Genomic DNA, 25544 nt, shown 5'->3' on the forward strand with positions numbered 1-25544 from the left:
TTTAGCTTATTTTGGCGGCCGCGTCAGTTTGAGCGGCCGATGGAACGGATGGAACAATGCGAGGCACCACGGGCGCCGGAATGTGTTGAAACTTCAGTACGAGCGGGATCAGCAACAGCACCATGAGGCCGATCGCACGATAGACGTCCGCCACGGCCAGAACGCTGCTTTGCCTTGCAATCTGCTCGGCCAGTTCGGCGGGCGTGGTATCAAAGCCGGCCCAGTGAGGCATGAGGTTGCCGGCCCGATCGCGCAGCGTCTCGTAGTGGAATCGGGAGCGCTCCACGTTCAACTGGCCGGTGAATGCTCCGGCCAGGATGGTGCTGATGACCCGCACGATATTGACCAAGCCGGCGAGAAAGGGGCCTTCCATCGGCTGCACGACGCTGACGATAAGAAACAGCATGGCGACCATCGCCAGCGGTTGCCCAATGGCGTGCAGCAGTGTGGCGGTCAGAAACTGCCGCACCATCCATTCATCCGTGATGCCGGAGGCTAACCAGCACGCAGCGGCCATGCATGCCAGCCCGGCCGCAAAGACATGGCGCGCGTCGACCCAGCGCCGATACAGCAGCATCGCCACGCAGGAGCCCAGCACCAGTTGCGGAAGCCCGACCATCAGACCCAGTGGCGCACTTTGTTGCAGACGAAAACCATGCAGAGTGGCAAGCGCATTTGCCGGCAGGCCAACACCGGCAAACATCGCCACCAGAAGGCCGGTCAGAGAAATGAAGCCCAGCCAGATGTTGCGGCGCTTTAGCAAGTCCAGCCGGACGAACGGCGCAGCGTGAAACCACTCACTCACCAGGAACAGCGCCGTGAAGCTGACGCCGACACCGAGCGCGGCAACGATAACGGGCGAGTGGAGCCAGTCCAGACGCACGCCTTGGTCGATACCCACCACCAGCAGCATCAGGCCGGGTATGGCGAACATCATGCCGAACCAGTTAGCCTGTTTCAGCCGCGGCAGCGCCGTCGGCATTTTGGGAATACCCCAACCGACCATAGCCATGGCGAGCAGCCCGAGCGGGATCACATGCCAGTAAGCCCATCGCCAGTTCTCAAGATGATCCACGCTCAAGGCGGCCAGCCAGAGCGCGACATTGGGCGACAGCGTGGCCGTCATTGCAAACAGCGCCAGGCCGTGCAGCCGAATCGGCGCCGGCAGGAAACGCAGGGCGGCCATCATCAGAATCGGCACCAGCGATCCGGCGCACAGGCCGTGCAGAACGCGCAGCGCCAGCAGTACGTGCAGATCACGAATAAAGGGCAGCACGGCGGCCAGCGCAAGCGCCGCCGCCAGCATCGTCAAATGGAAGCGGCGCATCGAGAACGTGATGGCGAACCAGGCGGCAAACGGCATAGCAGCCAGCTCGCCGGCCGAATAGGCCGTGGAGAGCCAGGAAATATCATCTTTAGCGAAACCCAGCCCTCCTTGTATATCAACCAACACCAGTGCGGGAACGCGACTGCTTAGGCCCGCCATCATAGCGGCCAAAAGAACCCCCAGCAGACCGACGGTCAGACGGATACCAAAAACCGGCTGCGCCGGCGAGACGGCGGGAGCCGGCGCGGATATTGCGGCGCTCATGATAACGCCTTGGCCGAAGCCGCATCGCAACGGTTGGCGACGCCGTTGCGCTCCCGGCTTGCGTCGAAACGCAGAGCCGCTGATGTCGGGCCGATGGACAGGATCTGCCCCGAGGGGGCAACGGCGCATTCTGCCCGTAATCGAACAACCAACGCAGGGGGGCCTTGATACAACGGTGTGTATCGAGCAGGACGATTCATTTAATTCCTCAAACCGAGACGGTACTGACTGGTCTCTTCATTTAAACGTCAAAAAGAAAGGGGATATTACGAAATACTTGATGTGTGGAAACCGGTCGGTATCCTACAGTTCAAGACAAGCGCCGTCAATTGGCTAATATTGATATCATCAATGGGTTTTATGAATGGATACCGGCAGGTATACTTGCCAAAACCTGAAGTTTACTGTGCCCCTGGAGCTCTCTGTGTGCGAATCTGCTTATCCCCATCGCGACAAGACGCCCGTCATCTTGCGCGCCGCGGCATCGGTGTTCCTGACCCATGGCTTCAGCGCTGCGACCACGGATATGATCCAGCGCGAAGCCGGCGTCTCCAAAAAAACGCTGTACGCCTGCTTTCCCAGTAAAGAAGCCATGTTCATGGCGATGATCGAGTGCCAGTGTGCGTCGATGGCGGCGACCGTCAGGGCGATACAACCGGCCCCAAACGATCTTAATAAAACACTGACGGATATCGGCAGAGCCTATCTGGATATCGTGCTGTCTGATACTGGCGTGGCGTTGTTCCGGGTGGTTGTCGCGGAGGCCCCGCGTTTTCCCCAGGCCGGGAGGCATTTCTACCTGGCTGGCCCCAAAGTGGTCACATCGATGGTGGCGGAGTGCTTAAGCGAAGCCTCGCGGGCCGGCGATATCGACATCCACGCCATCGGCGCCGAGACCGCAGCGTCGTTATTCATCGGCATGGTGCGTACGGAAGGGCAGTTGGAGGGGTTGCTGCATCCGGGGTCGCGGCCCTCCGTCGAGCAACTGGACCGGTGGGTACGGCTGGCAGTAGATACTTTTCTCGGCCGATTCGCCGTCGCGCGCGCATGATTGCGCCGTTGCCGGAAAGGGGTATGGCAAGTAGGGGCGTAATTTATTTAACGATCTATGGTCATTAGGGGATGTCTGCGGAACAAAAAATGGTGCGTTCTAATGGACTCGAACCATCGACCCCCACCATGTCAAGGTGGTGCTCTAACCAACTGAGCTAAGAACGCATTTGAGGATAAATTCTTTGAAAATCAGGCTGTCAGCCTGATAGCGGGACGAATATTAGCGGGCTATACTGCGGCTGGCAAGGGGAAAAATGCAATTTTGTTCCCTCGGACGGCGCGGCTGCTGCACTTGTATTCATTCCGCTGGTTTTTCCATCATTTATGGCGCAAAGAGCCGCGTTCGTCGCGGCTGAAACCGGGGTTAACGGGCCGCCCGCGCTAAAATCAGCGCCGCTGGCTGGCGCTGAAGCCAGCGGATCCGGGTCATCATCATGATCGCGGCGGCGGTTAAGCCAATAATAAATCCGCACCAGAAACCCGCGGGGCCCATGCGGGGAACGATATGGTCCGTTAGCGCCAGCAGATAGCCGCTGGGCAGCCCCAGTACCCAATAGGCCGTGAAGGTGATATAAAAGATCGAGCGGGTGTCTTTGTAACCGCGCAACACCCCGCTGCCGATAACCTGTACTGCGTCGGAGATTTGATAGACGGCGGCCAGTAACATTAAGTGGGATGCCATCGCCACCACGGCCGGATCCTGATTGTAAAGCAGAGCGATAGGCTCACGTAACAAGGTGGTGAAAATCGCCGTGCAGAGCGCAAACAGCACGCCGGTCATCAGACCGGTATAGGCGGCGATGCGGGCGAGTTCGACGGCGCCTTCCCCCAGCCGGTGACCGACGCGAATGGTGGTGGCGACGCCGATGGAAAGGGGAAGCACGAACATCAGTGAACTGAAGTTCAGCGCGATCTGGTGGCCCGCGACATCCACCACCCCCAACGGAAGCACCAACAGCGCCACCACGGCAAAGAGGGTGACTTCAAACAGCAGCGCCAGCGCAATAGGCAGGCCGAGAGTAAACAGGCGCTTCAGCGTGTGCCAGTCGGGCCTGAATCGACGCGGCAATATAATATCGCGCAACCAGGCTACACGTTTGGTGTAGCCTAACAGCAGCAACAGCATGATCCAGTAAACGGTTGCGGTTGCCACGCCGCAGCCAACCCCGCCCAGTTCCGGCAGACCGAATTTACCGTGGATAAATACATAGTTAATGGGAATATTGATTAAAAGTCCGATAAAACCAATGACCATCCCCGGTTTGGTTTTCGACAATCCCTCGCACTGGCAGCGCAAAACCTGATAGAACAGATAGCCCGGCACCCCCCACAGCAGCGCATGTAGATAGCCAATCGCTTTTTTCGCCAGTTCCGGCGATCCGTCATTCATCAGGTTGATGACGTATTCGCCCTGATACAGCGCCAGCATGATGAGAAGCGAGACGAGCAGCGCCAGAAAGAAAGATTGTTGAACCTGATGCGCGATGCGCTCCCGACGGCCGGCCCCATTCAACTGCGCGACGACCGGCGTCAGCGCCAGCAATAATCCATGCCCGAAAAGAATGGCGGGCAGCCAGATGGACGTTCCGACGGCGACGGCGGCCATATCCGTGGCGCTGTAGGCGCCGGCCATAATGGTATCGACCACCCCCATGGATGTCTGAGATACTTGCGCAATAATGACAGGAACCGCGAGCGCCAATAAATTACGCGCTTCTGACCGATACTTCTGCACAAACACCTTCCTTGAATTGACGAACCGGATAGCGGAATAATTAATCGTGGATAAATACAATTCTGTCTCAGTCCGAGACGAGGCTGGTATTGTAACGACTTGTCGGCCGGAAACCAGCTTGCCGGAGAATAAATTAACCGAAGGCGACTGGCCGATTAACATACACGCCGATTTCGGTAATGGGTTTGGTTTTCAACTTAATCTGGGGCACACTGCATAACAGTCATTTATAGCAATCGGCAATGAGCGTGCTATCGGTATCGTTTAGCACCCATTTCATTTACATCGTTTTTAAGAGGCAAGCCGTATGTTTACCGGTATTGTTCAAGGCACCGCGCCGGTGGTGTCCATTGATGAAAAATCAAATTTTCGTACCCATGTTATTCAACTGCCGCCCGAATTATTGTCGGGACTGGTTCCCGGCGCTTCCGTCGCTAATAATGGCTGCTGCCTGACGGTGACCTCAGTGAAAGGCGATCGCGTCAGTTTTGATTTAATGAAAGAAACGCTCCGGCTGACCAATCTGGGAGAGATCGCCGAAGGCGATCGGGTAAACGTTGAGCGGGCGGCAAAATATGGTGATGAGATCGGTGGACACGTGATGTCCGGTCATATCATCTGTACCGCAGAGGTGGTGAAAATTCTGGTGTCGGAAAATAATCACCAGATTTGGTTCCGGCTGGCTGACGAATCACTGATGAAGTATGTGCTGCACAAAGGTTTTATCGGGATTGACGGCATCAGTCTAACGATTGGGGAAGTCACCCGCAGCCGTTTCTGCGTGCATTTGATTCCTGAGACGCTGAACCGCACCACGCTGGGACAAAAGCGCCTGGGGCATCGGGTGAATATTGAAATCGACCCGCAAACACAAGCGGTCGTCGATACGGTTGAACGGGTATTAGCCAACCGGCAGGCGGCTCCGGTTACGTCGGAAGAGTAGGCTGACGAAAAAATCGCTGGCGCGGCGTTAAGCGTTTGGCTAGCAAAAGCAAGCCGTTCGGAAAAGGCTCCCGTACGGCCTTGTCAAAATCCGTTCAGCGTGGAACGCGCACGCCGCCTTCGATACCGTCAATGCTGAACAGCACTTGCCAAAGCTGAATGTTACGGGCGCGAAATGCGCCGGCACAGGCATTGAGATAGTAGCCGAACATGCGACGGAACCGTGCGGAGTAGCGCTCGGAAAGCTCAGGCCAGGATTGTTGGAAACGCTCGTGCCATGCCATCAGGGTGCGATCATAATCGGCGCCAAAGTTATGCCAGTCTTCCATCACCATATAAGGTTCGCTGGCGTGCGCGATATGTTGTACTGAAGGTACGCAGCCGTTAGGGAAAATGTATTTATTAATCCAGGGATCGACTTCGGCGTTGGTTTTTTTGGCGCCTATGGTGTGCAGTAAAAATAATCCGTCTGCTTTAAGATTTTTTCTGACGACACGGAAATAGGTGTCGTAGTTTCTCGGCCCGACATGTTCAAACATCCCGACAGAGACGACCCGATCAAATTGCAGATTCAGATCGCGATAATCCTGTAGCAAAATGGTGACATCCAGATCTTTGCAGCGCTCCTGCGCCAGCTTCTGCTGTTCTTTGGAAATGGTGACGCCGCAGACCGAGACGCCATACCGGCGAGCGGCAAATTCCGCCAATCCGCCCCAGCCACAGCCGATATCCAACAGTTTCATTCCTGGTTTGAGTTGCAGCTTTTCGCAGATCATCGCCAGCTTGTCTTGCTGAGCCTGCTCCAGCGTGGACGCCTGTTTCCAGTAGCCGCATGAGTACTGCATCGCGGGATCCAGCATCAGCGAAAATAAGTCGTTGCCTAAATCATAGTGCTCTTTGCCGACTATCCAGGCGCGCTTTTTGGATTGTAAATTTATCAGCCGTGCGGCAGCGATGCGCAAGATATCTTTGAGATGGTGGGGGATTTTTTCATCCAATCCGGCGCGTAATACGCGATGAAAAAATATGTCTAGTCTCTCGCACTCCCACCAGCCATCCATATAGCTTTCACCCAATCCCAATGATCCTTCACGCAATACGCGCTTAAAAAAATCAGGATTTTTAACTTTGATATCGAAAGGGCGGGAACCGTTGATTTTGATATCAGCGATAGCCAGCATTTCCCGCACAATTTGGAACCAGGATGTGTTATGGCGGTCAAGCTCCGCCACATCTTCTATACATGATGAACTCATAACTTCTCCCTACCTTGCTTTCATGATGAAACCGCAAGGAAAACATAGACAATTTTTACCTATTCTCGGTATCGGTGGGGATCGCCCATCGTCTACTCTCTGAATCGTCAGAGGAAATTGAAGAGAAAAGCCGGTACGCAAATACGTAGGGGCACTTATCCTTAAGATAAAAACGCACATTCCCTATGCGCTTAACACTAAAAGATAGTGATAAATAGAATTGTTGTCACAAAAAATCATAAATAGTTTATGACTGCTTCAGTCGGGGTACAAGTATAAATTGACTGAAGCAGTTGTTGGTATCAAGCATCTTGCCGCGTGATATAAGAAATTCGTCTGTTATCAGGAGTAACGTCGATAGTCGCGAAAGGGACCGTCGGCAACGGAACGGCGCTCAATCAGGGTAGGGTGTACTTCGATAACCTGGGCATCTTCACGCTTGCTGGTGATACGGTCCAGCAACATGGAAAAAGCGGATTGCCCCAGCCGTTCTTTGGGCTGATGAATGGTGGTCAGCGCCGGGGTAAAAAAGCGGGCATGGCGGATATTGTCGTAGCCAATCACCGAAATATCCTGAGGAACGCGCAGCCCCAGTTCATCGGCGGCGCAGATCGCTCCCATCGCCATAATATCCCCGCCGCAGAACACCGCCGTCGGGCGGTGTTTCTGCGCCAGAATCTGGTGCATCGCCTTATAGCCGGATTCCGGCTCGAAATCGCCCTGAACGATCCATTCATCATGAATCTGAATATCGGCGTCGTTCAACGCTTTTAAAAAACCAAGATAGCGCCCGCTGCCGGTATTTCGCTCTTGAATGCCGGGGATGGCGCCGATGTCCCGATGACCGCGCTCGATAAGGTAACGGCCCGCCATATAACCGCCCTCAAAGGCGTTATCGATAATGGTATCGGTAAAATCGCTGTGCGCCTGACCCCAATCCATAACCACCATCGGAATGCTGCGATAGTTTTCCAGCATGGCGAGCAATTCGGGTGGATATTCCGCACACATGACCAGCAAGCCATCGACGCGTTTTTGCGCCAGCATGGAAAGATAGGCGCGTTGTTTATCAAGCTCGTTATGCGAATTACATAAAATCAGCGTATAGCCTTTGGCATAGCAACTGTTTTCAACGGCTTCTATGATTTCCGCAAAATAGGGAGCTTCACTTGACGTCGCCAGCAAACCAATGGATTTAGTGTGATTAACTTTAAGACTGCGGGCGACGGCGCTGGGCGAATAGTGTAATTCTTTAATGGCTGCGCGTACGGCAGCCTTGGTCTCTTCGGCGACGAAACGTGTTTTATTAATCACGTGTGATACGGTTGTGGTAGAAACGCCGGCGCGTTTCGCCACATCTTTGATCGTTGCCATGTAAAAATAACTCCTGAACGCACTTATTACAGTCGTAAGTATATTGTTAATCGTTTGCCTGCGTTTATCGTTCTCTTTCTTAGTGAAAAAACAGGATTTCAGAAGGAGAATGCCGAATGTTATACCTGAAGGGGCAAGGTTGACGTTTTTCGACCACTATTTTTCGAATACTACGCGGCGCGTCGTTAAACAGCGGATTTTGTCCGATTTGCCACCAAAGTGGAAGCGGTAATTTATACTATTATTGATACATAGGTATAAGATTTTTCTTTCAAACTATGGAAGAATCGCTATCGTCATTAAGAGGGTTTTTACCCGAGGTTGGGGCTGAGCTTCCAAAGATGGTCAATACTTTCTTCCGATTACTTGTGTGCGCAAAGGAGACACCTATGGATACTGACCTGAAGATGTCGTTGCTGACCACCGTTGGTGCGCTGGCGATGATCATTGTCTTTAGTTTTGTCGCGGTACTGAATTAATTGGCGTTGGGGCGTTCCGCCGTTTAACGCTATCACTATTTACTCAGGCATGTTTTACGGTGTGAAAACATGCCTGAATTCTTTCTGCCTCGCAGTTTAGCTTGTTGTGCCCTCTCTGAGCCAGCGTCAGCGCATGGTCTGAGGAGTGACGACGCGCCGTGCGCCGACATAATGATCCTGCCAGTAATCCTCACTCAGTTTACTAATGCGAATATCCGAGCCGGTACGCGGCGACTGAATGAATTTCCCGTTGCCCAGATAAACCCCGACATGATCGGCGACGCCGCGATTGTTGATGCGGAAGAAAACCAAATCGCCGCTTTCCAATTCGCTTTTCTGAATCGGCGCCGCATCGCGTAAATGATACATTTCATTCGCCGTGCGGGGGATGGGGATTTTAACCACGTCTTTGTAGGCGTAATAAACCAAACCACTACAGTCAAAACCGGTAAAAGGCGATGATCCGCCCCAGCGATAAGGTTTTCCCACCTGGCTCATCAGCTTGTTCATCGCCGTTAATTTGGCTTGTTGATAGCGTTTTTTATGCGCGGCGCTTAACGCCAATCCTTTCTCTTCGCTTTTCCGGTTTTTTAGATCGGCCTTTTTAAGGCCGTGTTTTACTCTGGCGTTCGACGAGGAAAGTCTTACCCCGTTTTTCGTCTGCGACTTTTTGAGGCCGGTCTTAATTAACGCCGGGGTGTTGTTCTTTGTTCTTGATGCGATTTGCTGCGGTTTATGCTGCGTCGTGCGGACGGTTTTAACTTTATTGATCTCAGGATGCGGCGTATTCGCTTTGCGGCTGTTTCCGGGGTGTTTGTTTTTTTTATGATTGTCATCAGGTACGGCGCCTACGCTGGTTTTTGGTGACGATGATTTTGGCGTATGCGGCGTCGCCTGAGCTATGCTCGGGAGTAAATTACTGAAAAATAATATAAAAATAGCAATAAACACGCGCATCATGAAAATGGCCGAATTTAATCCTTAAATCGTTCAAGCGGAACAGTATTCCCGAAAACGGCCGTATAAAAAAGTGGGAATGACCACTTTGTGTATACAGAATAGTGAAAAAAAGTTAATGATGGTTTTTCGGTGGATTTATCATCGTTTTCTGCCGTGAATTTATCAACAGCGGTGTACGCTAGGGGAAAATATATCCCTACAAAAAATAGCGTTTTTTTGTGGTGGCCGCTCTCGGTACAATATCATTGAGTGGATGGCGCTGTAATGGCACATCTGATAGCGCTTATGGTTAATGAACATGACGTTAGCCATCCTATAGGTTAAGGAAGCAAGAGAATGACGACAACGACAATTGAAAAAATTCAGCGCCAGATCGCTGAAAACCCGATTCTGCTGTATATGAAAGGTTCACCTAAATTGCCAAGTTGCGGGTTTTCCGCACAGGCGGTACAGGCGTTGTCGGCTTGTGGCGAACGTTTCGCCTATGTCGATATCCTACAGAACCCGGATATCCGTGCCGAATTGCCTAAGTACGCAAATTGGCCGACGTTTCCCCAGCTGTGGGTCGACGGTGAATTGGTCGGTGGCTGTGACATCATTATTGAAATGTATCAGCGCGGCGAGTTACAGCCGCTGATTAAAGAAACGGCGGAAAAATATAAATCTCAGCAGGAAGGGCAGGAATAAATCCAGCGGGAGTCGCATACGCTTGCATATGCAATGCGGATAAAATTGCGGCGGGATGAAAAAAAGACAGCGTGGCGAAAGCTACCCTGTCTTTTTTAATGCGGTTTAACTGGCAACGGAGGTGGTTGCTGATTGGTTTTCGTCAAAAGCGATAGGCCATCCGCCCATCCGTTTCCAGCGGTTAACCAGTTCGCAAAACAACAGCGCAGTCTGATTGGTATCGTAAAGTGCGGAATGCGCCTGGCTGGAGTCAAAAGCGATCCCGGCGGCAAGACAGGCTTTGGCGAGAACGGTTTGCCCCAAGACCAGGCCGCTCAGCGCCGCCGTGTCAAACGTGGCGAAAGGATGGAAAGGATTGCGCTTCAAACTGCATCGTTCAGCCGCAGCCATCATGAAGCCATGATCAAAGGTTGCGTTATGCGCCACGATAATTGCTCGGTTGCATCCCTGATCTTTTATGCCTTTGCGCACGACTTTGAAAATTTCATGCAGGGCGTCATACTCGCTGACCGCGCCGCGTAATGGGTTAGTGGGGTCAATGCCGTTAAACGCCAGCGCGGCGGGTTCCAATATTGCGCCCTCGAACGGCTCAACGTGGAAATGCATGGTGTCATCCGGCTGTAGCCATCCATCAGCGTCCATTTTTAATGTTACCGCTGCAACTTCCAGTAATGCATCGGTTTTGGCATTAAACCCGGCAGTCTCAACATCGATCACTACCGGGTAAAACCCGCGGAAACGACCGCTCAGGGCGTTCAGGTCATTTTTATCAGCCATTAGTCTCTTAATCTTTAGCAAAACGCAGCGCGCATTATGGCAAATTTCGGCGAGAGATGCAGTATTCCCCGTTTACCCGGGCCTGGCGCATATAAAGGACTGGTGCCTGTCAGGCACCAGTAAAGCGTCACTGGTTGCCAATTCCCTGACCTGATTGCGCTCTTTCAATCAGCTCGATTTTGTAACCGTCCGGATCTTCAACGAACGCAATGACGGTGGTGCCGCCTTTTACCGGACCGGCTTCGCGGGTCACATTTCCCCCCGCCTGGCGAATGCGATCGCAGGTGGCGGCGACATCATCGACGCCCAGAGCGATATGACCGTACGCATTGCCTAGATCGTAACTCTCTACGCCCCAGTTGTACGTCAATTCAATGACCGCCCCTTCGCTTTCCTCGGTATAGCCGACGAACGCCAGGGTATATTTATACTCTGCATTTTCATTAGTACGCAGCAATCGCATACCCAGCACTTTGGTATAAAAGTCGATAGAGCGTTGTAAATCACCAACACGCAGCATAGTGTGAAGTAGGCGCATAATTTCAATTTCCTCGATTGGCTACTGTAATTAACGGCAACATGACGGAAAAAAGCTGACCGGAGGCAAGTATAGCGTTGTCGATATGCTGAGTCCAAGCCATTGCCGGGAAAAGCAGCAAGCCTGGCGACCCGCCGTTGCCGGGGCATAATTATGTTAGCACATCGCTTCTGGCGGCCTTTTATCGGCTGTAAGGCGGGAAGATCGCGCCGGGAGGCCGCATAACGGCGCGGAAAAATCGTTTGAAATTACAAGGGCTACCTAATTATTTTGCTCGTTATCGTTAGCAAGGGCTTGCCAGAGAGTGAGAACAGAGCTTCAATAACCCTGTAGTAAAAGAAAGGAGGTACGGTGCCAGAGCAACTTGAACTCTTTGCTGTTCCCAATCCGTGCCGTGGCGTTTGTCAGGCTGATGCGCGCGGCTTTTGTCGCGGTTGCTTTCGCAGTCGTAATGAGCGTTTTGCCTGGGGGCAGATGAGTGATGCCCAGAAACAGGATGTCCTGCGCTTGTGCAGGCAGAGATGGAAACGTTCGCAGCGAATGGAGAACGTCAAGCAGGCCGAAGAGCCGCAGCAGCCGTCTTTATTTTAACGTTAGCTAAACAGTCACTGAATAAAATAAGCTCAAGATCATTTTTAAGAGACTTTTATTTGCTAGAATCCTTTTTTCTAAAATAATAAAAGCTATTTTTCTATTTTTTATAAATCAGAATTGATTGCAATCCAGGGATATAACTTAGCATGCTAATTATAAGGAGAGGTTATGGAATTGCCATTAGGATCTGATTTAGCCCGTTTAGTGCGCGTCTGGCGCGCATTAATTGATCATCGGTTAAAACCACTTGAGCTGACCCAAACGCATTGGGTAACCCTGCACAATATATATCATCTGCCGCCGGGGCAGTCACAGATTCAACTGGCCAAAGCTATCGGGATCGAGCAGCCTTCATTAGTCCGCACATTGGACCAACTGGAAGAAAAGGGATTGATTACCAGACACGTATGCTCACATGACCGACGTGCTAAACGTATACTGCTTACTGAAGCCGCCGATCCGATAATACAAGCGGTTAATGATGTGATTAGCCATACCCGCAACGAGATTTTATTTGGCATCACTCCCGAACAGCTCGATGAATTAGTCTCGTTGGTTGCGCGGTTGGAACAAAATATACTGGCATTGCATGAGAGTCATTCTTAGTTAATTACCCAAAATAGTCTTTGAGGAAAAGAAATAAATTTCGGCAATGTTAGCTACGTTTATTATTGATCGTCTTTTGGCAGAGACTTAATTATTGACAGCCATCACCACCCGTGCAGGTGGTGATGGCTGTTATAGATTAGCGGGGAGAGACGGTAATGCTGCGGCCGTTGCTCGCCATTGCTACACGCTGCCCGGCGCTGAAAGTTGTGTTGCCTTGTTTTTGAACAACCATGATGGTGCTGCCGTCGTCTTTACGGATTTCCAGCTCAACACCTTGAGTGCGGTTCATCGCGCCCGTCGCGCTTTGACCGGCTACGCCGCCTGCAACCGCGCCAGCGGCCGTTGCCAGACTACGACCGGTTCCCCCGCCGACGGTGTTCCCCAGAAAGCCCCCCAAAACCGCACCGCCAAGGGCGCCGATGACGTTGGAATCTTCACCCGCCTGAATTTGTACCGGACGTGTCGATACAATTGTACCGTAGGTGACGGATTGCACCTGTTTGGCTTCGGAGGCGCTGTAAACATCTCCTGAAAGCGTACTGGTATTGGCACAACCAGCCAGTGTGATACCCGCCAGGGTAACCACAAACAAACGCTTCATCATATTCAATACTCCTGTAATGGCGATATGTCGGGTTGGCTGAGCCTTGGCCGACGAATATTATACAATCAAATTATGGTCTGGCTTAATGCTCCATTCCACTATTTTTACGCTTTTTTGCAGAATATAATCGTGTTGTTAAATTGAGAGTAAACGGAGAGCAAAATCCGCCAAATTCGTTTCTTGTTAAAAAAGATCGTCAATCGACTCTTTTTTAACAAAAATTCACCCGAGATAACAAAACACAAAAAATATAATAATCCCGTGTTTTAAAATGCTATTTTTGTCGTAATCCAATTTTCAATGGTGAGTTTTCTTATATCCCGCGGGGAAAAGGTCAGGAAATGAGATCAGGCAGATACATTGGTGTGATGTCAGGCACCAGCCTCGACGGTATTGATGTCGTGATGGCCGCTATTGATGAATACACTGTGGCACAGCAAGCCAGCTATTGCCATCCGCTACCGCAGGATATCAAAAAGGCGATTCTGGGGATGTGTCAGGGGCAGAGGGTCACGCTGTCTGCGCTTGGGCAACTGGATACTCGTCTGGGCATAGTGTTCGCAGAGGCCGTGCTGGCGCTGCTCAAACAAACCAGAATGAGCGCGCGCGATATTACGGCTATCGGTTGCCACGGGCAGACCGTCTGGCACGAGCCGACGGGCGAAGCGCCCTGTACGCTACAGATTGGCGATAATAACCGTATTGCCGCCATGACCGGTATTACCACCGTGGGCGATTTTCGCCGCCGCGATCTGGCGTATGGCGGGCAGGGCGCGCCGCTGGTGCCGGCATTTCATCATGCGCTGTTGCAGCACCCGGTCGAGCGGCGCATTGTGCTCAATATCGGCGGTATCGCCAATGTGTCGCTATTGGCGCCGGGCGCCGCCGTACGCGGTTATGATACCGGTCCGGGAAACATGCTATTGGACGCCTGGATCTGGCGTCATTGCGCGCAGCCCTACGATAAAGACGCCAAATGGGCGATGACGGGGCAGGTTCACCCGCTGTTGTTACGCCGCATGATGGCCGATCCCTATTTTTCGCTCAGGGCGCCGAAAAGCACTGGGCGCGAATATTTTAATCTGGGCTGGCTGGAGAAAAGGCTGGCGGGTCTGCCGCCGATATCGCCTCCGGACGTTCAGGCTACGCTGGTTGAACTGACGGCGATGAGTATTGCCGAGCAGGTGCTGCTGAGCGGCGGGTGCGAGCGATTACTGGTGTGCGGCGGCGGCGCCCGCAATCCCCTTATTATGGCCAGGCTTTCGGCGCTGTTGCCCGGTATAGAAGTCAGTACGACGGATGAGTTCGGCGTCAGCGGCGATGATATGGAAGCGCTGGCTTTTGCCTGGCTGGCGTCGCGAACCCTATCGGGCTTACCGGGAAATCTGCCATCCGTTACCGGCGCTAGTCAGGAAACGGTGTTAGGGGCCATTTATCCCGCCATGACGGACTAATCGGATTTTGCTGAGGTTTCATTAACTAACCTATTGTTAAACTGCTGACAGTGGAGATGTTGCCGTTGCGGCGCGCATTTCACTGACATCAGAAAACAGGAGAAAATAATGAAACCACTGCTGACAGGGGCGGTGCTGATCCTATTAAGCGGATGCAGCTATTTTGATCATCAACAATCGGTTAGAACCTTGTCTTACCAGTGCGGCACGATGCCGCTGACGGTAACGATACAACAGGAGGGTAAATCGGCCTCGCAGGTCAGCTTTCTGCTTGACGGGGAGCGCCACACCTTACCGCAATCGGTCTCCGCCTCCGGAGCCAGATACAGTGACGGAACCTATACTTTCTGGAGCAAGGGAAACCATGCCTTTATTCAGCGCGGTGAACGGGTCATCGTTGATGACTGCATGTTGAAATGATGATGCCATAGGGCAAACAGCGCATATTGCGGCCGAACGGATTGATTCTGACCGGCGGCCGGCGGACTGCGTTGTTGCTGATTGAGATTTTCCGGGCGCGGGCGCAGAATAATAAAATTCATATCCTCTTTCGAGTCGTTATTGCCACAGCAGGACATCATCACACTATGACACAGGAAAGTACGCCCTCCAGCACCACGCCTTCCTTTCAGGAACTCGATATTGCCGATCTGCGCCGTGAATATACCCGCGGGGGACTGCGCCGCAGAGACCTCACCGATAACCCGCTGGATCTGTTTGAGCGCTGGTTAAAACAGGCGTGTGAAGCGAAGCTGGCCGATCCCACGGCGATGTCGGTCGCCACGGTGGATGAACGGGGACAACCCTATCAGCGTATCGTGTTGTTAAAACATTATGATGAAAAGGGCATGGTGTTTTACACCAATATGGGCAGCCGCAAAGCGCAGCATCTGATGCACAACCCACAAATCAGTCTGCTGTTTCCCTGGCATATGCTGGAGCGGCAGGTCATGGTGTTGGGCCGTGCCGAGAAACTGCCCGCGCTGGACGTGCTGAAGTATTTCCACAGCCGCCCCAAAGACAGTCAGATTGGCGCGTGGGTGTCTAAACAGTCCAGCCGGATCTCTGCCCGCGGCATTCTGGAAAGCAAATTTCTGGAGTTAAAACAGAAATTTCAGCAGGGCGAAGTGCCGCTGCCGAGTTTCTGGGGCGGCTTCCGCGTGACTATCGACGCCATGGAGTTCTGGCAAGGCGGCGAGCACCGTCTGCATGACCGGTTCTTCTATCAACGGCAAAATGATGGCTGGCAGGTTGATCGTTTAGCGCCTTAATCTTGAAATATCCTGGTTAAACTCTGGCGCTCCCGCCGTGAGCGCTTTATCCTATGGCGTTTCGCGCCTGCGGCGTGTTTGCCCGGATTGCGCGATTAGCTTGGCGTTTCAGCCTTGATTTAAACGGGATGCGTATACCTATTAATATGTACCGGCAAGCTGGTTGCCTTGGCGGGACAATGACACATTTTGCATAAAAACGGAGTTATCGATGGCGAGTAGTGACCTGATTAAACAATTGCAAGAGCGGGGCCTGATTGCTCAGGTGACGGATGAGGAAGCGTTGTCAGAGCGGCTGGCGCAAGGGCCGATTGCACTGTATTGCGGCTTCGATCCTACTGCTGACAGCTTGCATTTGGGGCATCTGGTGCCGCTGCTTTGCCTGAAACGTTTCCAGTTGGCAGGGCATAAACCGGTGGCGCTGGTAGGCGGCGGGACCGGCCTGATTGGCGACCCCAGCTTTAAAGCAACGGAACGTAAACTGAACACCGAGGAAACCGTCCGTGAATGGGTGGAGAAAATCCGCCGTCAGGTTTCTCCGTTCCTGGACTTTGACTGCGGTGAAAACAGCGCGATTGCGGCCAACAACTACGATTGGTTCGGCAATATGAATGTGCTGGATTTCCTACGCGATATCGGCAAACATTTCTCAGTTAATCAGATGATTAATAAAGAAGCGGTTAAGCAGCGTCTGAACCGTGACGATGTGGGGATCTCCTTTACCGAGTTTTCTTACAATCTGCTACAGGGATATGACTTCACCTCTTTGAATAAGCAGTACGGCGTCGAACTGCAAATCGGCGGCTCCGATCAGTGGGGCAACATTACGTCCGGTATTGATTTGACCCGCCGAATGAATCAGAAACAGGTTTACGGCATGACCGTGCCGCTGATTACCAAAACTGACGGCACCAAGTTCGGTAAAACCGAAGGCGGCGCAATCTGGCTGGACGCCAGCAAAACCAGTCCTTATAAATTCTACCAGTTCTGGATCAACACGGCCGACGCCGATGTTTATCGCTTCCTGAAGTTCTTTACCTTCATGAGCCTGGAAGAGATTGATACGCTGGAAGAAGAAGATAAAAACAGCGGTAAGGCGCCGCGCGCTCAGCACGTACTGGCGGAAGAAGTGACCCGTATGGTGCATGGCGAAGCGGGATTGGCCGCGGCACGCCGCATCACACAGAGCCTGTTTTCCGGTTCCTTGCAGGATATGACGCAGGAAGATTTTGCCCAGTTGGCTCAGGACGGTATGCCGTTCGTCGAGCTGGAGCGGAATGCCGATTTGCAACAGGCGCTGGTCAGCGCCGAGCTGGTGCCGTCGCGCGGTCAGGCCCGCACGATGATCGCCTCCAATGCGGTGACGATCAACGGTGAAAAACAAGCCAATCCCGAGTATGCGTTCAGTGACGGCGATCGTCTGTTTGACCGTTATACTTTGCTGCGTCGCGGTAAAAAGCATTACTGCCTGATCTGCTGGAAAGCATAAAAAAGGACAGGCCGACAGGGAGCGAAAGCTCCCTGTATTTTGTCAGCCGTTATTGATGCGCAGTTGCGCAGGCAAGGATTTGAGTCATACGTAATGAAAAATATACTTTCTATTCAGTCACATGTTGTTTTTGGACACGCGGGGAATAGCGCCGCCGAATTTCCGATGCGGCGCATGGGCGCAAACGTTTGGCCGCTGAATACAGTGCAGTTTTCCAATCATACGCAATACGGCCATTGGACCGGTTGCGTTATGTCCGCCAGTCATTTAACCGAGATCGTTCAAGGCATCGCGGATATTGATCGTCTGAAAGATTGCGATGCGGTGCTGAGCGGTTACATTGGTTCGGCTGAACAGGGCGAGCATATTTTAGAGATTGTCCGGAGAGTCAAAGCGGCGAATCCCGAGGCGCTCTATTTCTGTGATCCGGTAATGGGAACGCCGGAAAAAGGGTGTATCGTGGCGCCGGGCGTGTCGGAGTTCCATTGCCGCCGGTCGTTACAGGCTGCCGATATGATTGCGCCCAACCTGCCTGAACTGGAGCTGCTCAGCGGTCATACCGTACATAATGTGGAAGAAGCGGTGGCGGCGGCTCGGGCGCTATGCGCGCAAGGCCCGGAAATTGTGCTGGTCAAGCATCTCAGCCGGGCGGCTTATCGTCATGACAGCTTTGAAATGCTGCTGGTGACGCCGACGGATGCCTGGCACATCAGCCGTCCGCTGGTTGAATTTGAACGTCAGCCCGTCGGCGTCGGCGATTTGACCAGCGGAGTGTTGCTGGTGAATTTACTCAAGGGCGTTGCGCTGGATAAAGCGTTGGAGCACACCACGTCGGCGGTTTACGAGGTTATGCTGATGACCAAAGAAATGAACGCCTATGAACTGCAACTGGTCGCCGCTCAGGAAGGCATCGCGAATCCGCGTCATCATTTTCAGGCGGTACGTTTGTAGCGTCACGGATAATAAAATAAAGCGCATGGCGACTCGCCGCGCGCTTTACTCTTTAACCTTTCAACCTTTCAACCTTTCAACCTTTCAACCTTTCAACTTTGAGCGCCGTTGCAACCGACGGCCTGGCGGCGATGTGTTCAAGATAAGCGGCCAGCGCCGGATGACGGAACATATCCAGCTTCAATGACTGCGCCCAGCGCATAACCGTAAACAGGTAGGCGTCCGCGATGCTAAAACGGTTGGCGACCAGGTAGTTCTGTTCACTCAGCACCAGGTTGATATAACGAAACCTCACCTGTAGATATTCAAATAACAGTTCTTTATAGGTTTCCGGCGTACCGGGACGAAATATGGGGGCAAAGGATTTATGCAACTCCGTGGCGATGTAGTTAAGCCACTCAATGGTGTGGTAACGCGCCATGCTGCCAATGGGGGCGATAAGGTTGCAGTGCGGAACCCGGTCTGCGACGTACTGGGCAATGGCGACGCCTTCGGTCAACACGGTGCCGTCGTCCAGTAACAAGGCCGGCACCAGCCCTTTAGGATTAATCGACAGATAATCGATACCGCGTTCAGTTTTCCTAGTTTTGAGATCCACCTTTTCAAGTTTGAAGTCCAACTTGGACTCCAGCAAAACGATATGAGTAAAAAGGGAACTGCTTTCAGGCTTGTAAAACAGTTTCATATATAACCCCTTGATATTATTATTTTATCCATCAAAAGATGGGCTACCGTTTATTTAATAAACGTATTTTGTATTTTTACTATAAATCTTGATATCAGGTTGTGAAGCGTCTTGCAAAACATTAGTCATACAAAAAAGCAATGAAAAAATTACCTGTTGGCTTTATTTATATCGGTCAAAAAGACCGTTAACTTTACTTAATTTAGTCGCAGTCTAAACCTTCCTTCAGACTTTTATTAATCGTCATAGGCTATCGCTGCATTCATATTGCATGTTGCGAAAATGTTATTATTTGTTTGTGTTATATTTAAACAAGACCGTATGTTCAGGCTGGATATTGAATGGTCGGTTGACACAAAATAATGACTAATCAGGTCACTTTGGGAGGAAGCATGTCATCTCATTTTCTTCGCGACACCTGCCTGGATACGCTTAGGGTGCGGCAACAAACCTATCACTATTACAGTTTGCCCCTGGCGGCCCGGCAGCTTGGAACGATTGATAACTTACCCAAGTCGTTAAAAGTATTATTGGAAAACCTGTTACGCCATCTGGATGGCGATACGGTTCAGCACGACGATCTTCTGGCCGTGGTTTCATGGCTGAAAACCGGGCATGTCGAGCGGGAAATCGCCTATCGTCCGGCGCGCGTGCTGATGCAGGATTTTACCGGCGTACCTGCGGTGGTCGATCTTGCCGCGATGCGCGCGGCGGTGGAGCGCCTGGGCGGTGACGTTAATAAAGTGAACCCGTTGTCGCCGGTTGATCTGGTTATCGACCATTCGGTGACGGTAGACCACTTTGGCGATGAGCAAGCGCTGCTGGACAACACCCAGTTGGAAATGGAGCGCAACTATGAGCGATACCAGTTTCTGCGTTGGGGACAAAATGCGTTCAGCCACTTCAGCGTGGTGCCGCCGGGAACCGGCATTTGCCACCAGGTTAATCTCGAATATCTGGCGAAAGCGGTGTGGTATGAAAAACGGCAGGATAAGCTGATGGCTTATCCCGACACGCTGGTCGGGACGGATTCACATACCACCATGATTAACGGCCTTGGCGTGCTGGGGTGGGGCGTCGGGGGGATTGAAGCGGAAGCCGCGATGCTGGGGCAGCCGATTTCGATGCTTATCCCGGACGTGGTGGGCGTTAAATTGACCGGAAAAATGCGCGAGGGGATCACGGCGACCGATCTGGTGCTCACCGTGACCCAAATGTTGCGCAAACATGGCGTGGTCGGGAAATTTGTTGAGTTCTACGGCGACGGTCTGGATTATTTGCCGTTGGCCGACCGGGCCACCATCGCCAATATGGCCCCGGAATACGGCGCCACCTGCGGCTTTTTCCCGGTTGACCACATTACGCTGGAATATATGCGGCTGACTAACCGCAGCGAAGAGCAAATCGAACTGGTGGAAGCCTATAGCAAGCAACAGGGATTGTGGCGAAATGCCGGCGACGAACCGGTATTCACCAGTCAGCTGACGCTGGATCTGGGTAGCGTTGAAACCAGCCTCGCCGGCCCTAAACGGCCGCAGGACAGAGTGGCGCTGAGCGCCGTGCCGCAGGCGTTTAACGCCAGCAGGGAGCTGGACGTCAATACGGTGAAAAACCGGCCGGACTATGAAGAATTCACGCTGGCCGGTGAGACGCACCGCTTGTATCAGGGCGCCGTGGTGATTGCGGCGATCACCTCCTGTACCAATACGTCAAATCCCAGCGTGTTGATGGCGGCCGGATTACTGGCCAAGAATGCGGTAAAACGCGGGCTGAAGAAAAAACCCTGGGTTAAAACATCGTTGGCTCCCGGCTCCCGGGTGGTAACCGATTACTACGCCAAAGCGGGACTGACGGCCTATCTTGATGAACTGGGTTTTAATTTGGTGGGTTACGGCTGCACGACCTGTATCGGTAATTCAGGGCCGCTACCCGAATCCATTGAGGCGGCGATTAAAGCCGGAGATTTAACCGTAGGCGCGGTGCTATCGGGAAATCGTAACTTTGAAGGCCGTATCCATCCGCTGGTGAAAACCAACTGGCTGGCCTCGCCGCCGCTGGTTGTGGCGTATGCGCTGGCAGGAAATATGAATATTGATCTTACCCGTGAGCCGCTGGGTGAAGATCGGGAAGGTCGGCCGGTTTATCTGAAGGATATCTGGCCTTCGGCGAAAGAGGTGGCCAATGCGGTATTGAATGTCAGCGCGGATATGTTTCATAAACAATATGCCGCGGTATTTGAAGGTACGCAGGAGTGGAAAGACATCGAGGTCGATGACAATCCCACCTACCAGTGGCCCCAGGAGTCGACCTATATTCGTCAGACGCCATTCTTCCTTACCATGGGGAAAGAGCCGGAACCGGTGCAGGATATCCATAACGCCCGCATTCTGGCGATGCTGGGCGACTCCGTCACCACCGACCATATCTCCCCGGCGGGTAATATCAAACGGGACAGCCCGGCCGGCCGCTACTTACTGGATCGCGGCGTCGAGACCAAAGAGTTTAACTCTTATGGTTCGCGGCGCGGAAATCATGAAGTGATGATGCGCGGCACCTTCGCCAATATCCGTATCCGCAACGAAATGGTGCCGGAAAAGGAAGGGGGATATACCCGGCATATTCCTTCGCAAAATGTGATGACAATCTATGACGCGGCGATGCGCTATCAGGAAGAAAATGTCCCGCTGGCGCTGTTTGCCGGAAAGGAGTATGGCTCAGGATCCAGCCGGGACTGGGCGGCGAAAGGCCCGCGTTTGCTGGGAGTGCGTGTGGTGATCGCCGAATCATTCGAGCGTATTCACCGTTCCAATCTGATCGGTATGGGGATCCTGCCGTTGGAGTTCCCGCTTGGGGTGACGCGTAAAACGTTGATGCTGAGCGGCGATGAGCAAATTTCCATTACGGGATTAAACCGCTTGACGCCCGGCGCGTCGGTAGATGTGGTTATTACCGATGGCGAAGGGAGAAATGAAGTGATTAAAACCCGTTGCCGTATTGATACCCGCAACGAACTCACCTATTACCAGAATGATGGCATCCTGCATTATGTGATCCGCAATATGCTCTGAGCCATGCCCGATACCGGCGGCTCCCGGTATCGGGATAACGGTGGGCAGACTACGCGCTGGATCAAATTCTAATCATTGAGGTGATTGTATTTCGTACGGTTAATGACAACGTTCACAGTTCCACCCGGTGCGCTGCGCTAAGGTTCTCGACGGAGTTGCCGTTTTCCGGCGAGAGTTTATCGCCCTGCAAGCTGGGGAAGACAACCTGTCCTCACGGATATGCAGGGTCGGAACTCTCTCGGCGCTCTGGTTTTCAGACGTCATCAGGATAGTCTTAGGGCGATAGCGAACGCGTTTGTCATAACCGGGTTGTCTTCGTATTCAATCGTCCGTTTCCTTTTGTGGATGCCAGTCAGGCATAACTCTCTTTTTAAATCAAATACCGTTAATAACCGCGGATATAAATTTCCAGCTGTCGCTGTATGACATCGAAAAAATATCCATGTGATTTGAATGGTTAAAAAATAAGCCAACGCCGTCGCCATTTGAAAAAGGAATGCTGAACAAGGCGTTAAAGCGTCGGCGATAAGAAACTCAATAATAAGAATAGAGATAAAGAGAGGTTGACTTATGAAACGTTTATTTCCTATCAGAATCCTGCTCGCCGCGTTCGGGGCGGCGCTGTTTTCTCTCCCTGTCCATGCGGATCAGGTATACAACACCGATATCGTCGTCGTCGGTGGGGGCGCTACGGGTCTCGCTGCGGGCGTACAGGCAAAAATGCTCGGGGCTGAGGTAATCATATTGGAAAAACAGGCCATTATGGGAGGTTCGGCCAACTTCGCCGAAGGTATTTTCGCCGCGGAAAGCGCGATGCAAAAAAGACAGGGTATTGATGTCTCCAAAAAATTCGCCTTCCAGGCGATCATGAATTACAGCCACTGGCGCGCCAATGCGCCTCTTGTCAGCGCCATCGTCCTCAAATCCGCCGAAACCCTCGAATGGTTGCGACAATTCGGCGTGAATTATGAGTTCATCGGCGTAGGAGGGTTCGGCGGGCCTCTGACCTGGCATGTGGTAGGCGAACTGGAGCTTAACGGCAAACGCTATCACCACGGTAATGCCGTGATGGTGGCGCTTGACAAGAAGTTCCGCGACCTGGGCGGCACGGTGCTGCTCCAGACCCCCGGCAAGAAACTGATCAAAAAAGATGACCGGGTGGTTGGCGTTGAAGGCGTAAACAAAGACGGCGAGAAAGTGATCGTCAACGCCAAAGCGGTCGTCATCGGAACCGGCGGTTACGGCAACAATAAGGAAATGCTGCAAAAATACTCCAGATTTCCCGACGTGATCATGGTGGGTCAGGCGGGTAAAGACGGCGAAGGCATTCAGATGGCCTGGGAAGCGGGCGCCGCCGAGGAGGGCGCGGAGATTATGATCTCCTATCGCCCCGGCCTGGCTGATTTTTCCACCAAGTCGCACCTTATCGCCGCCGCCGTTCAGCCCTACCTTTACGTTGACCCCAACGGCAGAAGATACACCGATGAGTACAACATCGCCGAGTGGCCATTCTCCGGCAATGCGCTGGAGCGAATCGGCGGCGTGGCTTACTCCATCTACGACGAGCAGACAAGACAACTGTTTCTGAACGAAGGTATCCAGATGCCGATAGGCGAATGGGTAACCTATGGCACCCGGCTGGATAAACTCGACGAGGAATTCAATAAAGAGCTCGCCAAGAACAACGGCAACGTTTTCAAATGCGGCACCATCGAGGAGGTTGCGCAAAAAATCGGTGCTGATCCTGACGTGCTTAAAGAAACCATTGCGCAAAACAACAACGCGGCGGCAAGGCATAAGGACGAACAGTTCTTTAAAAACGCCGATTTCCTGCGTCCGGTGGAAATAGGCCCGTTCTATGTGACGAAACTTCAGCCCAGAGCGCTGGGGACGTTCGGCGGTATCCGGATCAATGAGAAAACAGAGGTCGTCACTGCTCAGGGAAAAGCGATTCCCGGGCTTTACGCCGGCGGGCTTGATGCGGGCGGCATGTACGGCGACAGTTATGACCTTGAAATGGGCGGAGCCAGTTTCGCCTTTGCGCTGAACTCAGGTCGGATCGCCGCTGAAAACGCGGTCAAATACATAAAATAATTATCCGCTATTAACCCGCTGCCTATTGGCGCGGGTATTTTTCATTTTTTCGAGAGGGACGCAAAATGAAAGCTCTGGCTTTATTATCAATCGTAATCGCCTTGGTGTCAGGCTCCCCGGTATTTGCAGCAGACAATCTGAAACAGGCCTTTGAACAGGGAACGCTCAAGGGGGAACTGAGAACCTATTATTTCGAACGAGAGTTCGAAGAAAGTGATAAACGCGCCGATTTAGCCACCGGCACGTTATTCTACTATCACACCGCCGCGGTTAATGGATTGAGCGCGGGCGCCGCTTTCGCCAGCGCCAATGATCTCGGCAGCAATGATGACCACAGTGTTTATGGTCTGGTTAAGGGATACGGCACCAACAAGCATCAAAGTCTCTCCCGCCTTCAGGAATATTATATTCAGGGCGAATGGTTCGATACCAAAATGAAATTCGGCGCCCAGGAAGCCAATACGCCCTTTATGAATGCGCATGACGTAAGGCTGATGCCCAAGACCTACAGAGGCTTTTCCGCGGTGAACAACGCCATAGAAAATCTGGAACTGTCGGCGTACTACATGACCGACTTCGCCGGCTGGTGGGACGATAGGTTCACTTCTCTGATCACCGTGAATGGCGAAGAAGTTAACCGGGATCTTATGGTCGGCGGCGTGAAATACACGCTGCCTTTCGATTCCGCGCAAGTTCAGCTCCAGGGCTGGATGTACCATATGGACGATGTATTCGACTCCGGTTTCTTTAAAGTTCACGCGGCGAAGAAGGTCGGCGACTACGAGCTGTTTTTCGTTCCGTCGGTGTTGTTCCAAAAGTCAATCGGCGATGAGTTGGGCGGCCGGGCGTTCGACACTTACCAGTATGGCTTCAATACCGGTTTCAAAGCCCACGGTTTCAATGTGGCGGCTTTTTACGCCAAGACCGGCGACGACGAGCTGTATACGCCCTGGGGAGATGAAAGAGTCATCATACAGCAGGTCAACGCCGCAGGCCGGGCCGATGAAACGGCTTACGCGCTGAGAGTGGCCTATGATTTCTCTCAAATAGGCATCAAAGGGCTTAGCGCCTATGTATTCCACGCCTATTACGATACCAACAGCGTTCAGTATTTCTCGCAGCAGGCGCAGGATGTCAACGAGACCGATTTTAGCGTTCAGTATGACTTTTCCGGCGCGCTTGAAGGACTCAGCGCGCGGGTGCGTTATGCGATCATCGATGCGGAGAAAGGGGAGAACCTCAATGATTTACGGTTTTATCTCCGTTACAGCTTTGTTCTCGGCGGAAAATAAAACCTAACCGAATGTTTTTTTGTTGCGCGCCGTCAGGTCAG

General features: G+C 52.5%; 24 protein-coding genes and 1 tRNA gene. 14 read left to right on the forward strand and 11 right to left on the reverse strand.

From position 1 onward, the window contains the following. Position 1: 1 nt before the first annotated feature. The gene (locus tag HOY33_RS06115) at positions 2-1591 is read right to left on the reverse strand and encodes an MFS transporter (RefSeq protein WP_172289313.1); all 1590 of its coding nucleotides are present in this window, start codon (positions 1589-1591) and stop codon (positions 2-4) included. Continuing rightward, positions 1588-1791 carry a hypothetical protein gene (locus tag HOY33_RS06120; RefSeq protein WP_172289314.1) on the reverse strand — a complete coding sequence of 68 codons (204 nt, stop codon included), beginning with the start codon at positions 1789-1791 and terminating at the stop codon, positions 1588-1590. Before HOY33_RS06120 ends, HOY33_RS06115 begins: the two co-directional genes overlap by 4 nt. Positions 1792-2015: 224 nt before the next feature. On the opposite strand from HOY33_RS06120, the gene HOY33_RS06125 reads away from it, so the two are divergent. Continuing rightward, positions 2016-2642 carry a TetR/AcrR family transcriptional regulator gene (locus HOY33_RS06125; RefSeq protein ID WP_330527508.1) on the forward strand — a complete coding sequence of 209 codons (627 nt, stop codon included), beginning with the start codon at positions 2016-2018 and terminating at the stop codon, positions 2640-2642. A 90-nt stretch (positions 2643-2732) separates the two neighbouring features. Here HOY33_RS06125 and HOY33_RS06130 read toward each other — a convergent pair. Next, a tRNA-Val gene (locus tag HOY33_RS06130) sits at positions 2733-2809 on the reverse strand. 199 nt (positions 2810-3008) lie between these two features. Beyond that, complete coding sequence (locus HOY33_RS06135; protein WP_172289316.1) at positions 3009-4379, reverse strand: MATE family efflux transporter; 1371 nt, start codon at positions 4377-4379, stop codon at positions 3009-3011. Between the two features lie 307 nt (positions 4380-4686). Between HOY33_RS06135 and HOY33_RS06140 the strand changes: the two genes are divergently transcribed. Further along, positions 4687-5322 carry a riboflavin synthase subunit alpha gene (locus HOY33_RS06140; RefSeq protein ID WP_172289317.1) on the forward strand — a complete coding sequence of 212 codons (636 nt, stop codon included), beginning with the start codon at positions 4687-4689 and terminating at the stop codon, positions 5320-5322. 94 nt (positions 5323-5416) lie between these two features. Here the strand turns inward: HOY33_RS06140 and cfa are convergent, their stop codons facing one another. Together cfa and purR are read right to left on the reverse strand one after the other, a co-directional pair. Beyond that, positions 5417-6577 carry a cyclopropane fatty acyl phospholipid synthase gene (gene cfa / locus HOY33_RS06145; protein ID WP_172289318.1) on the reverse strand — a complete coding sequence of 387 codons (1161 nt, stop codon included), beginning with the start codon at positions 6575-6577 and terminating at the stop codon, positions 5417-5419. A 342-nt stretch (positions 6578-6919) separates the two neighbouring features. Beyond that, the gene (purR, locus tag HOY33_RS06150; RefSeq protein WP_172289319.1) at positions 6920-7951 is read right to left on the reverse strand and encodes an HTH-type transcriptional repressor PurR; all 1032 of its coding nucleotides are present in this window, start codon (positions 7949-7951) and stop codon (positions 6920-6922) included. A 389-nt stretch (positions 7952-8340) separates the two neighbouring features. On the opposite strand from purR, the gene HOY33_RS06155 reads away from it, so the two are divergent. Then, entirely contained in the window at positions 8341-8430 is a 90-nt protein-coding gene (locus HOY33_RS06155) for a YnhF family membrane protein (protein WP_121575788.1), read from the forward strand. A gap of 126 nt (positions 8431-8556) precedes the next feature. On the opposite strand, the gene HOY33_RS06160 is transcribed toward HOY33_RS06155, so the two are convergent. Further along, on the reverse strand, positions 8557-9387 hold the full coding sequence (locus HOY33_RS06160; protein ID WP_172289467.1) for a C40 family peptidase: 831 nt from the start codon (positions 9385-9387) through the stop codon (positions 8557-8559). Positions 9388-9726: 339 nt separating this feature from the next. On the opposite strand from HOY33_RS06160, the gene HOY33_RS06165 reads away from it, so the two are divergent. Further along, positions 9727-10077 (forward strand): Grx4 family monothiol glutaredoxin, encoded by a 351-nt coding sequence (locus tag HOY33_RS06165; RefSeq protein ID WP_172289320.1) that lies wholly within the window; start codon positions 9727-9729, stop codon positions 10075-10077. Between the two features lie 105 nt (positions 10078-10182). On the opposite strand, the gene rnt is transcribed toward HOY33_RS06165, so the two are convergent. Next, the gene (gene rnt / locus HOY33_RS06170) at positions 10183-10854 is read right to left on the reverse strand and encodes a ribonuclease T (RefSeq protein ID WP_172289321.1); all 672 of its coding nucleotides are present in this window, start codon (positions 10852-10854) and stop codon (positions 10183-10185) included. A gap of 127 nt (positions 10855-10981) precedes the next feature. Next, positions 10982-11392: a lactoylglutathione lyase gene (gene gloA / locus HOY33_RS06175; RefSeq protein WP_172289322.1), complete on the reverse strand. Its 411-nt coding sequence runs from the start codon at positions 11390-11392 to the stop codon at positions 10982-10984. Positions 11393-11743: 351 nt separating this feature from the next. Between gloA and HOY33_RS06180 the strand changes: the two genes are divergently transcribed. Next, the gene (locus HOY33_RS06180; RefSeq protein WP_172289323.1) at positions 11744-11983 is read left to right on the forward strand and encodes a DUF1289 domain-containing protein; all 240 of its coding nucleotides are present in this window, start codon (positions 11744-11746) and stop codon (positions 11981-11983) included. A 171-nt stretch (positions 11984-12154) separates the two neighbouring features. Next, complete coding sequence (gene slyA, locus HOY33_RS06185; RefSeq protein WP_172289324.1) at positions 12155-12592, forward strand: transcriptional regulator SlyA; 438 nt, start codon at positions 12155-12157, stop codon at positions 12590-12592. Between the two features lie 139 nt (positions 12593-12731). Here the strand turns inward: slyA and HOY33_RS06190 are convergent, their stop codons facing one another. Then, positions 12732-13199 (reverse strand): glycine zipper 2TM domain-containing protein, encoded by a 468-nt coding sequence (locus HOY33_RS06190; RefSeq protein ID WP_172289325.1) that lies wholly within the window; start codon positions 13197-13199, stop codon positions 12732-12734. A gap of 341 nt (positions 13200-13540) precedes the next feature. On the opposite strand from HOY33_RS06190, the gene anmK reads away from it, so the two are divergent. The 5 genes from anmK (at position 13541) to pdxY (ending at position 18364) form a co-directional block, all read left to right on the forward strand. After that, entirely contained in the window at positions 13541-14653 is a 1113-nt protein-coding gene (gene anmK, locus HOY33_RS06195; RefSeq protein ID WP_172289326.1) for an anhydro-N-acetylmuramic acid kinase, read from the forward strand. A gap of 108 nt (positions 14654-14761) precedes the next feature. Next, positions 14762-15073 (forward strand): MliC family protein, encoded by a 312-nt coding sequence (locus HOY33_RS06200; protein WP_172289327.1) that lies wholly within the window; start codon positions 14762-14764, stop codon positions 15071-15073. Between the two features lie 167 nt (positions 15074-15240). Further along, complete coding sequence (gene pdxH, locus HOY33_RS06205) at positions 15241-15924, forward strand: pyridoxamine 5'-phosphate oxidase (protein ID WP_172289328.1); 684 nt, start codon at positions 15241-15243, stop codon at positions 15922-15924. Between the two features lie 211 nt (positions 15925-16135). Further along, positions 16136-17413 carry a tyrosine--tRNA ligase gene (tyrS, locus tag HOY33_RS06210; protein WP_172289329.1) on the forward strand — a complete coding sequence of 426 codons (1278 nt, stop codon included), beginning with the start codon at positions 16136-16138 and terminating at the stop codon, positions 17411-17413. Positions 17414-17506: 93 nt separating this feature from the next. After that, complete coding sequence (gene pdxY, locus HOY33_RS06215; RefSeq protein WP_172289330.1) at positions 17507-18364, forward strand: pyridoxal kinase PdxY; 858 nt, start codon at positions 17507-17509, stop codon at positions 18362-18364. A gap of 76 nt (positions 18365-18440) precedes the next feature. Here the strand turns inward: pdxY and gstA are convergent, their stop codons facing one another. Then, positions 18441-19049, reverse strand: coding sequence for a glutathione transferase GstA (gene gstA, locus HOY33_RS06220; RefSeq protein ID WP_172289331.1), 609 nt, complete (start codon positions 19047-19049; stop codon positions 18441-18443). A gap of 392 nt (positions 19050-19441) precedes the next feature. Here gstA and acnA point away from each other — a divergent pair, with 392 nt between their 5' ends. The 3 genes from acnA to HOY33_RS06235 all read left to right on the forward strand — a co-directional run bounded on the left by acnA (position 19442) and on the right by HOY33_RS06235 (position 25503). Continuing rightward, positions 19442-22117: an aconitate hydratase AcnA gene (gene acnA / locus HOY33_RS06225; protein ID WP_172289332.1), complete on the forward strand. Its 2676-nt coding sequence runs from the start codon at positions 19442-19444 to the stop codon at positions 22115-22117. 570 nt (positions 22118-22687) lie between these two features. Beyond that, positions 22688-24211, forward strand: coding sequence for an FAD-dependent oxidoreductase (locus HOY33_RS06230; RefSeq protein WP_172289333.1), 1524 nt, complete (start codon positions 22688-22690; stop codon positions 24209-24211). Between the two features lie 65 nt (positions 24212-24276). Then, on the forward strand, positions 24277-25503 hold the full coding sequence (locus tag HOY33_RS06235) for an OprD family outer membrane porin (protein ID WP_172289334.1): 1227 nt from the start codon (positions 24277-24279) through the stop codon (positions 25501-25503). Positions 25504-25544: the final 41 nt, after the last annotated feature.

The sequence above is a fragment of the Brenneria sp. hezel4-2-4 genome (genome assembly GCF_013155275.1).
GTDB lineage: Bacteria > Pseudomonadota > Gammaproteobacteria > Enterobacterales > Enterobacteriaceae > Brenneria.

What these genes read in the sequence shown, in the direction of transcription:
- rnt (WP_172289321.1), bottom strand. Translation starts at nt 10,854, where the DNA reads ATGGCTGATAAAAATGACCTGAACGCCCTGAGCGGTCGTTTCCGCGGG.
- HOY33_RS06200 (WP_172289327.1), top strand. Translation starts at nt 14,762, where the DNA reads ATGAAACCACTGCTGACAGGGGCGGTGCTGATCCTATTAAGCGGATGC.
- cfa (WP_172289318.1), bottom strand. Translation starts at nt 6,577, where the DNA reads ATGAGTTCATCATGTATAGAAGATGTGGCGGAGCTTGACCGCCATAAC.
- acnA (WP_172289332.1), top strand. Translation starts at nt 19,442, where the DNA reads ATGTCATCTCATTTTCTTCGCGACACCTGCCTGGATACGCTTAGGGTG.
- pdxH (WP_172289328.1), top strand. Translation starts at nt 15,241, where the DNA reads ATGACACAGGAAAGTACGCCCTCCAGCACCACGCCTTCCTTTCAGGAA.
- HOY33_RS06230 (WP_172289333.1), top strand. Translation starts at nt 22,688, where the DNA reads ATGAAACGTTTATTTCCTATCAGAATCCTGCTCGCCGCGTTCGGGGCG.
- tyrS (WP_172289329.1), top strand. Translation starts at nt 16,136, where the DNA reads ATGGCGAGTAGTGACCTGATTAAACAATTGCAAGAGCGGGGCCTGATT.
- gstA (WP_172289331.1), bottom strand. Translation starts at nt 19,049, where the DNA reads ATGAAACTGTTTTACAAGCCTGAAAGCAGTTCCCTTTTTACTCATATC.
- HOY33_RS06120 (WP_172289314.1), bottom strand. Translation starts at nt 1,791, where the DNA reads ATGAATCGTCCTGCTCGATACACACCGTTGTATCAAGGCCCCCCTGCG.
- HOY33_RS06160 (WP_172289467.1), bottom strand. Translation starts at nt 9,387, where the DNA reads ATGCGCGTGTTTATTGCTATTTTTATATTATTTTTCAGTAATTTACTC.
- slyA (WP_172289324.1), top strand. Translation starts at nt 12,155, where the DNA reads ATGGAATTGCCATTAGGATCTGATTTAGCCCGTTTAGTGCGCGTCTGG.
- gloA (WP_172289322.1), bottom strand. Translation starts at nt 11,392, where the DNA reads ATGCGCCTACTTCACACTATGCTGCGTGTTGGTGATTTACAACGCTCT.
- purR (WP_172289319.1), bottom strand. Translation starts at nt 7,951, where the DNA reads ATGGCAACGATCAAAGATGTGGCGAAACGCGCCGGCGTTTCTACCACA.
- HOY33_RS06115 (WP_172289313.1), bottom strand. Translation starts at nt 1,591, where the DNA reads ATGAGCGCCGCAATATCCGCGCCGGCTCCCGCCGTCTCGCCGGCGCAG.
- HOY33_RS06190 (WP_172289325.1), bottom strand. Translation starts at nt 13,199, where the DNA reads ATGATGAAGCGTTTGTTTGTGGTTACCCTGGCGGGTATCACACTGGCT.
- anmK (WP_172289326.1), top strand. Translation starts at nt 13,541, where the DNA reads ATGAGATCAGGCAGATACATTGGTGTGATGTCAGGCACCAGCCTCGAC.
- pdxY (WP_172289330.1), top strand. Translation starts at nt 17,507, where the DNA reads ATGAAAAATATACTTTCTATTCAGTCACATGTTGTTTTTGGACACGCG.
- HOY33_RS06165 (WP_172289320.1), top strand. Translation starts at nt 9,727, where the DNA reads ATGACGACAACGACAATTGAAAAAATTCAGCGCCAGATCGCTGAAAAC.
- HOY33_RS06140 (WP_172289317.1), top strand. Translation starts at nt 4,687, where the DNA reads ATGTTTACCGGTATTGTTCAAGGCACCGCGCCGGTGGTGTCCATTGAT.
- HOY33_RS06155 (WP_121575788.1), top strand. Translation starts at nt 8,341, where the DNA reads ATGGATACTGACCTGAAGATGTCGTTGCTGACCACCGTTGGTGCGCTG.
- HOY33_RS06235 (WP_172289334.1), top strand. Translation starts at nt 24,277, where the DNA reads ATGAAAGCTCTGGCTTTATTATCAATCGTAATCGCCTTGGTGTCAGGC.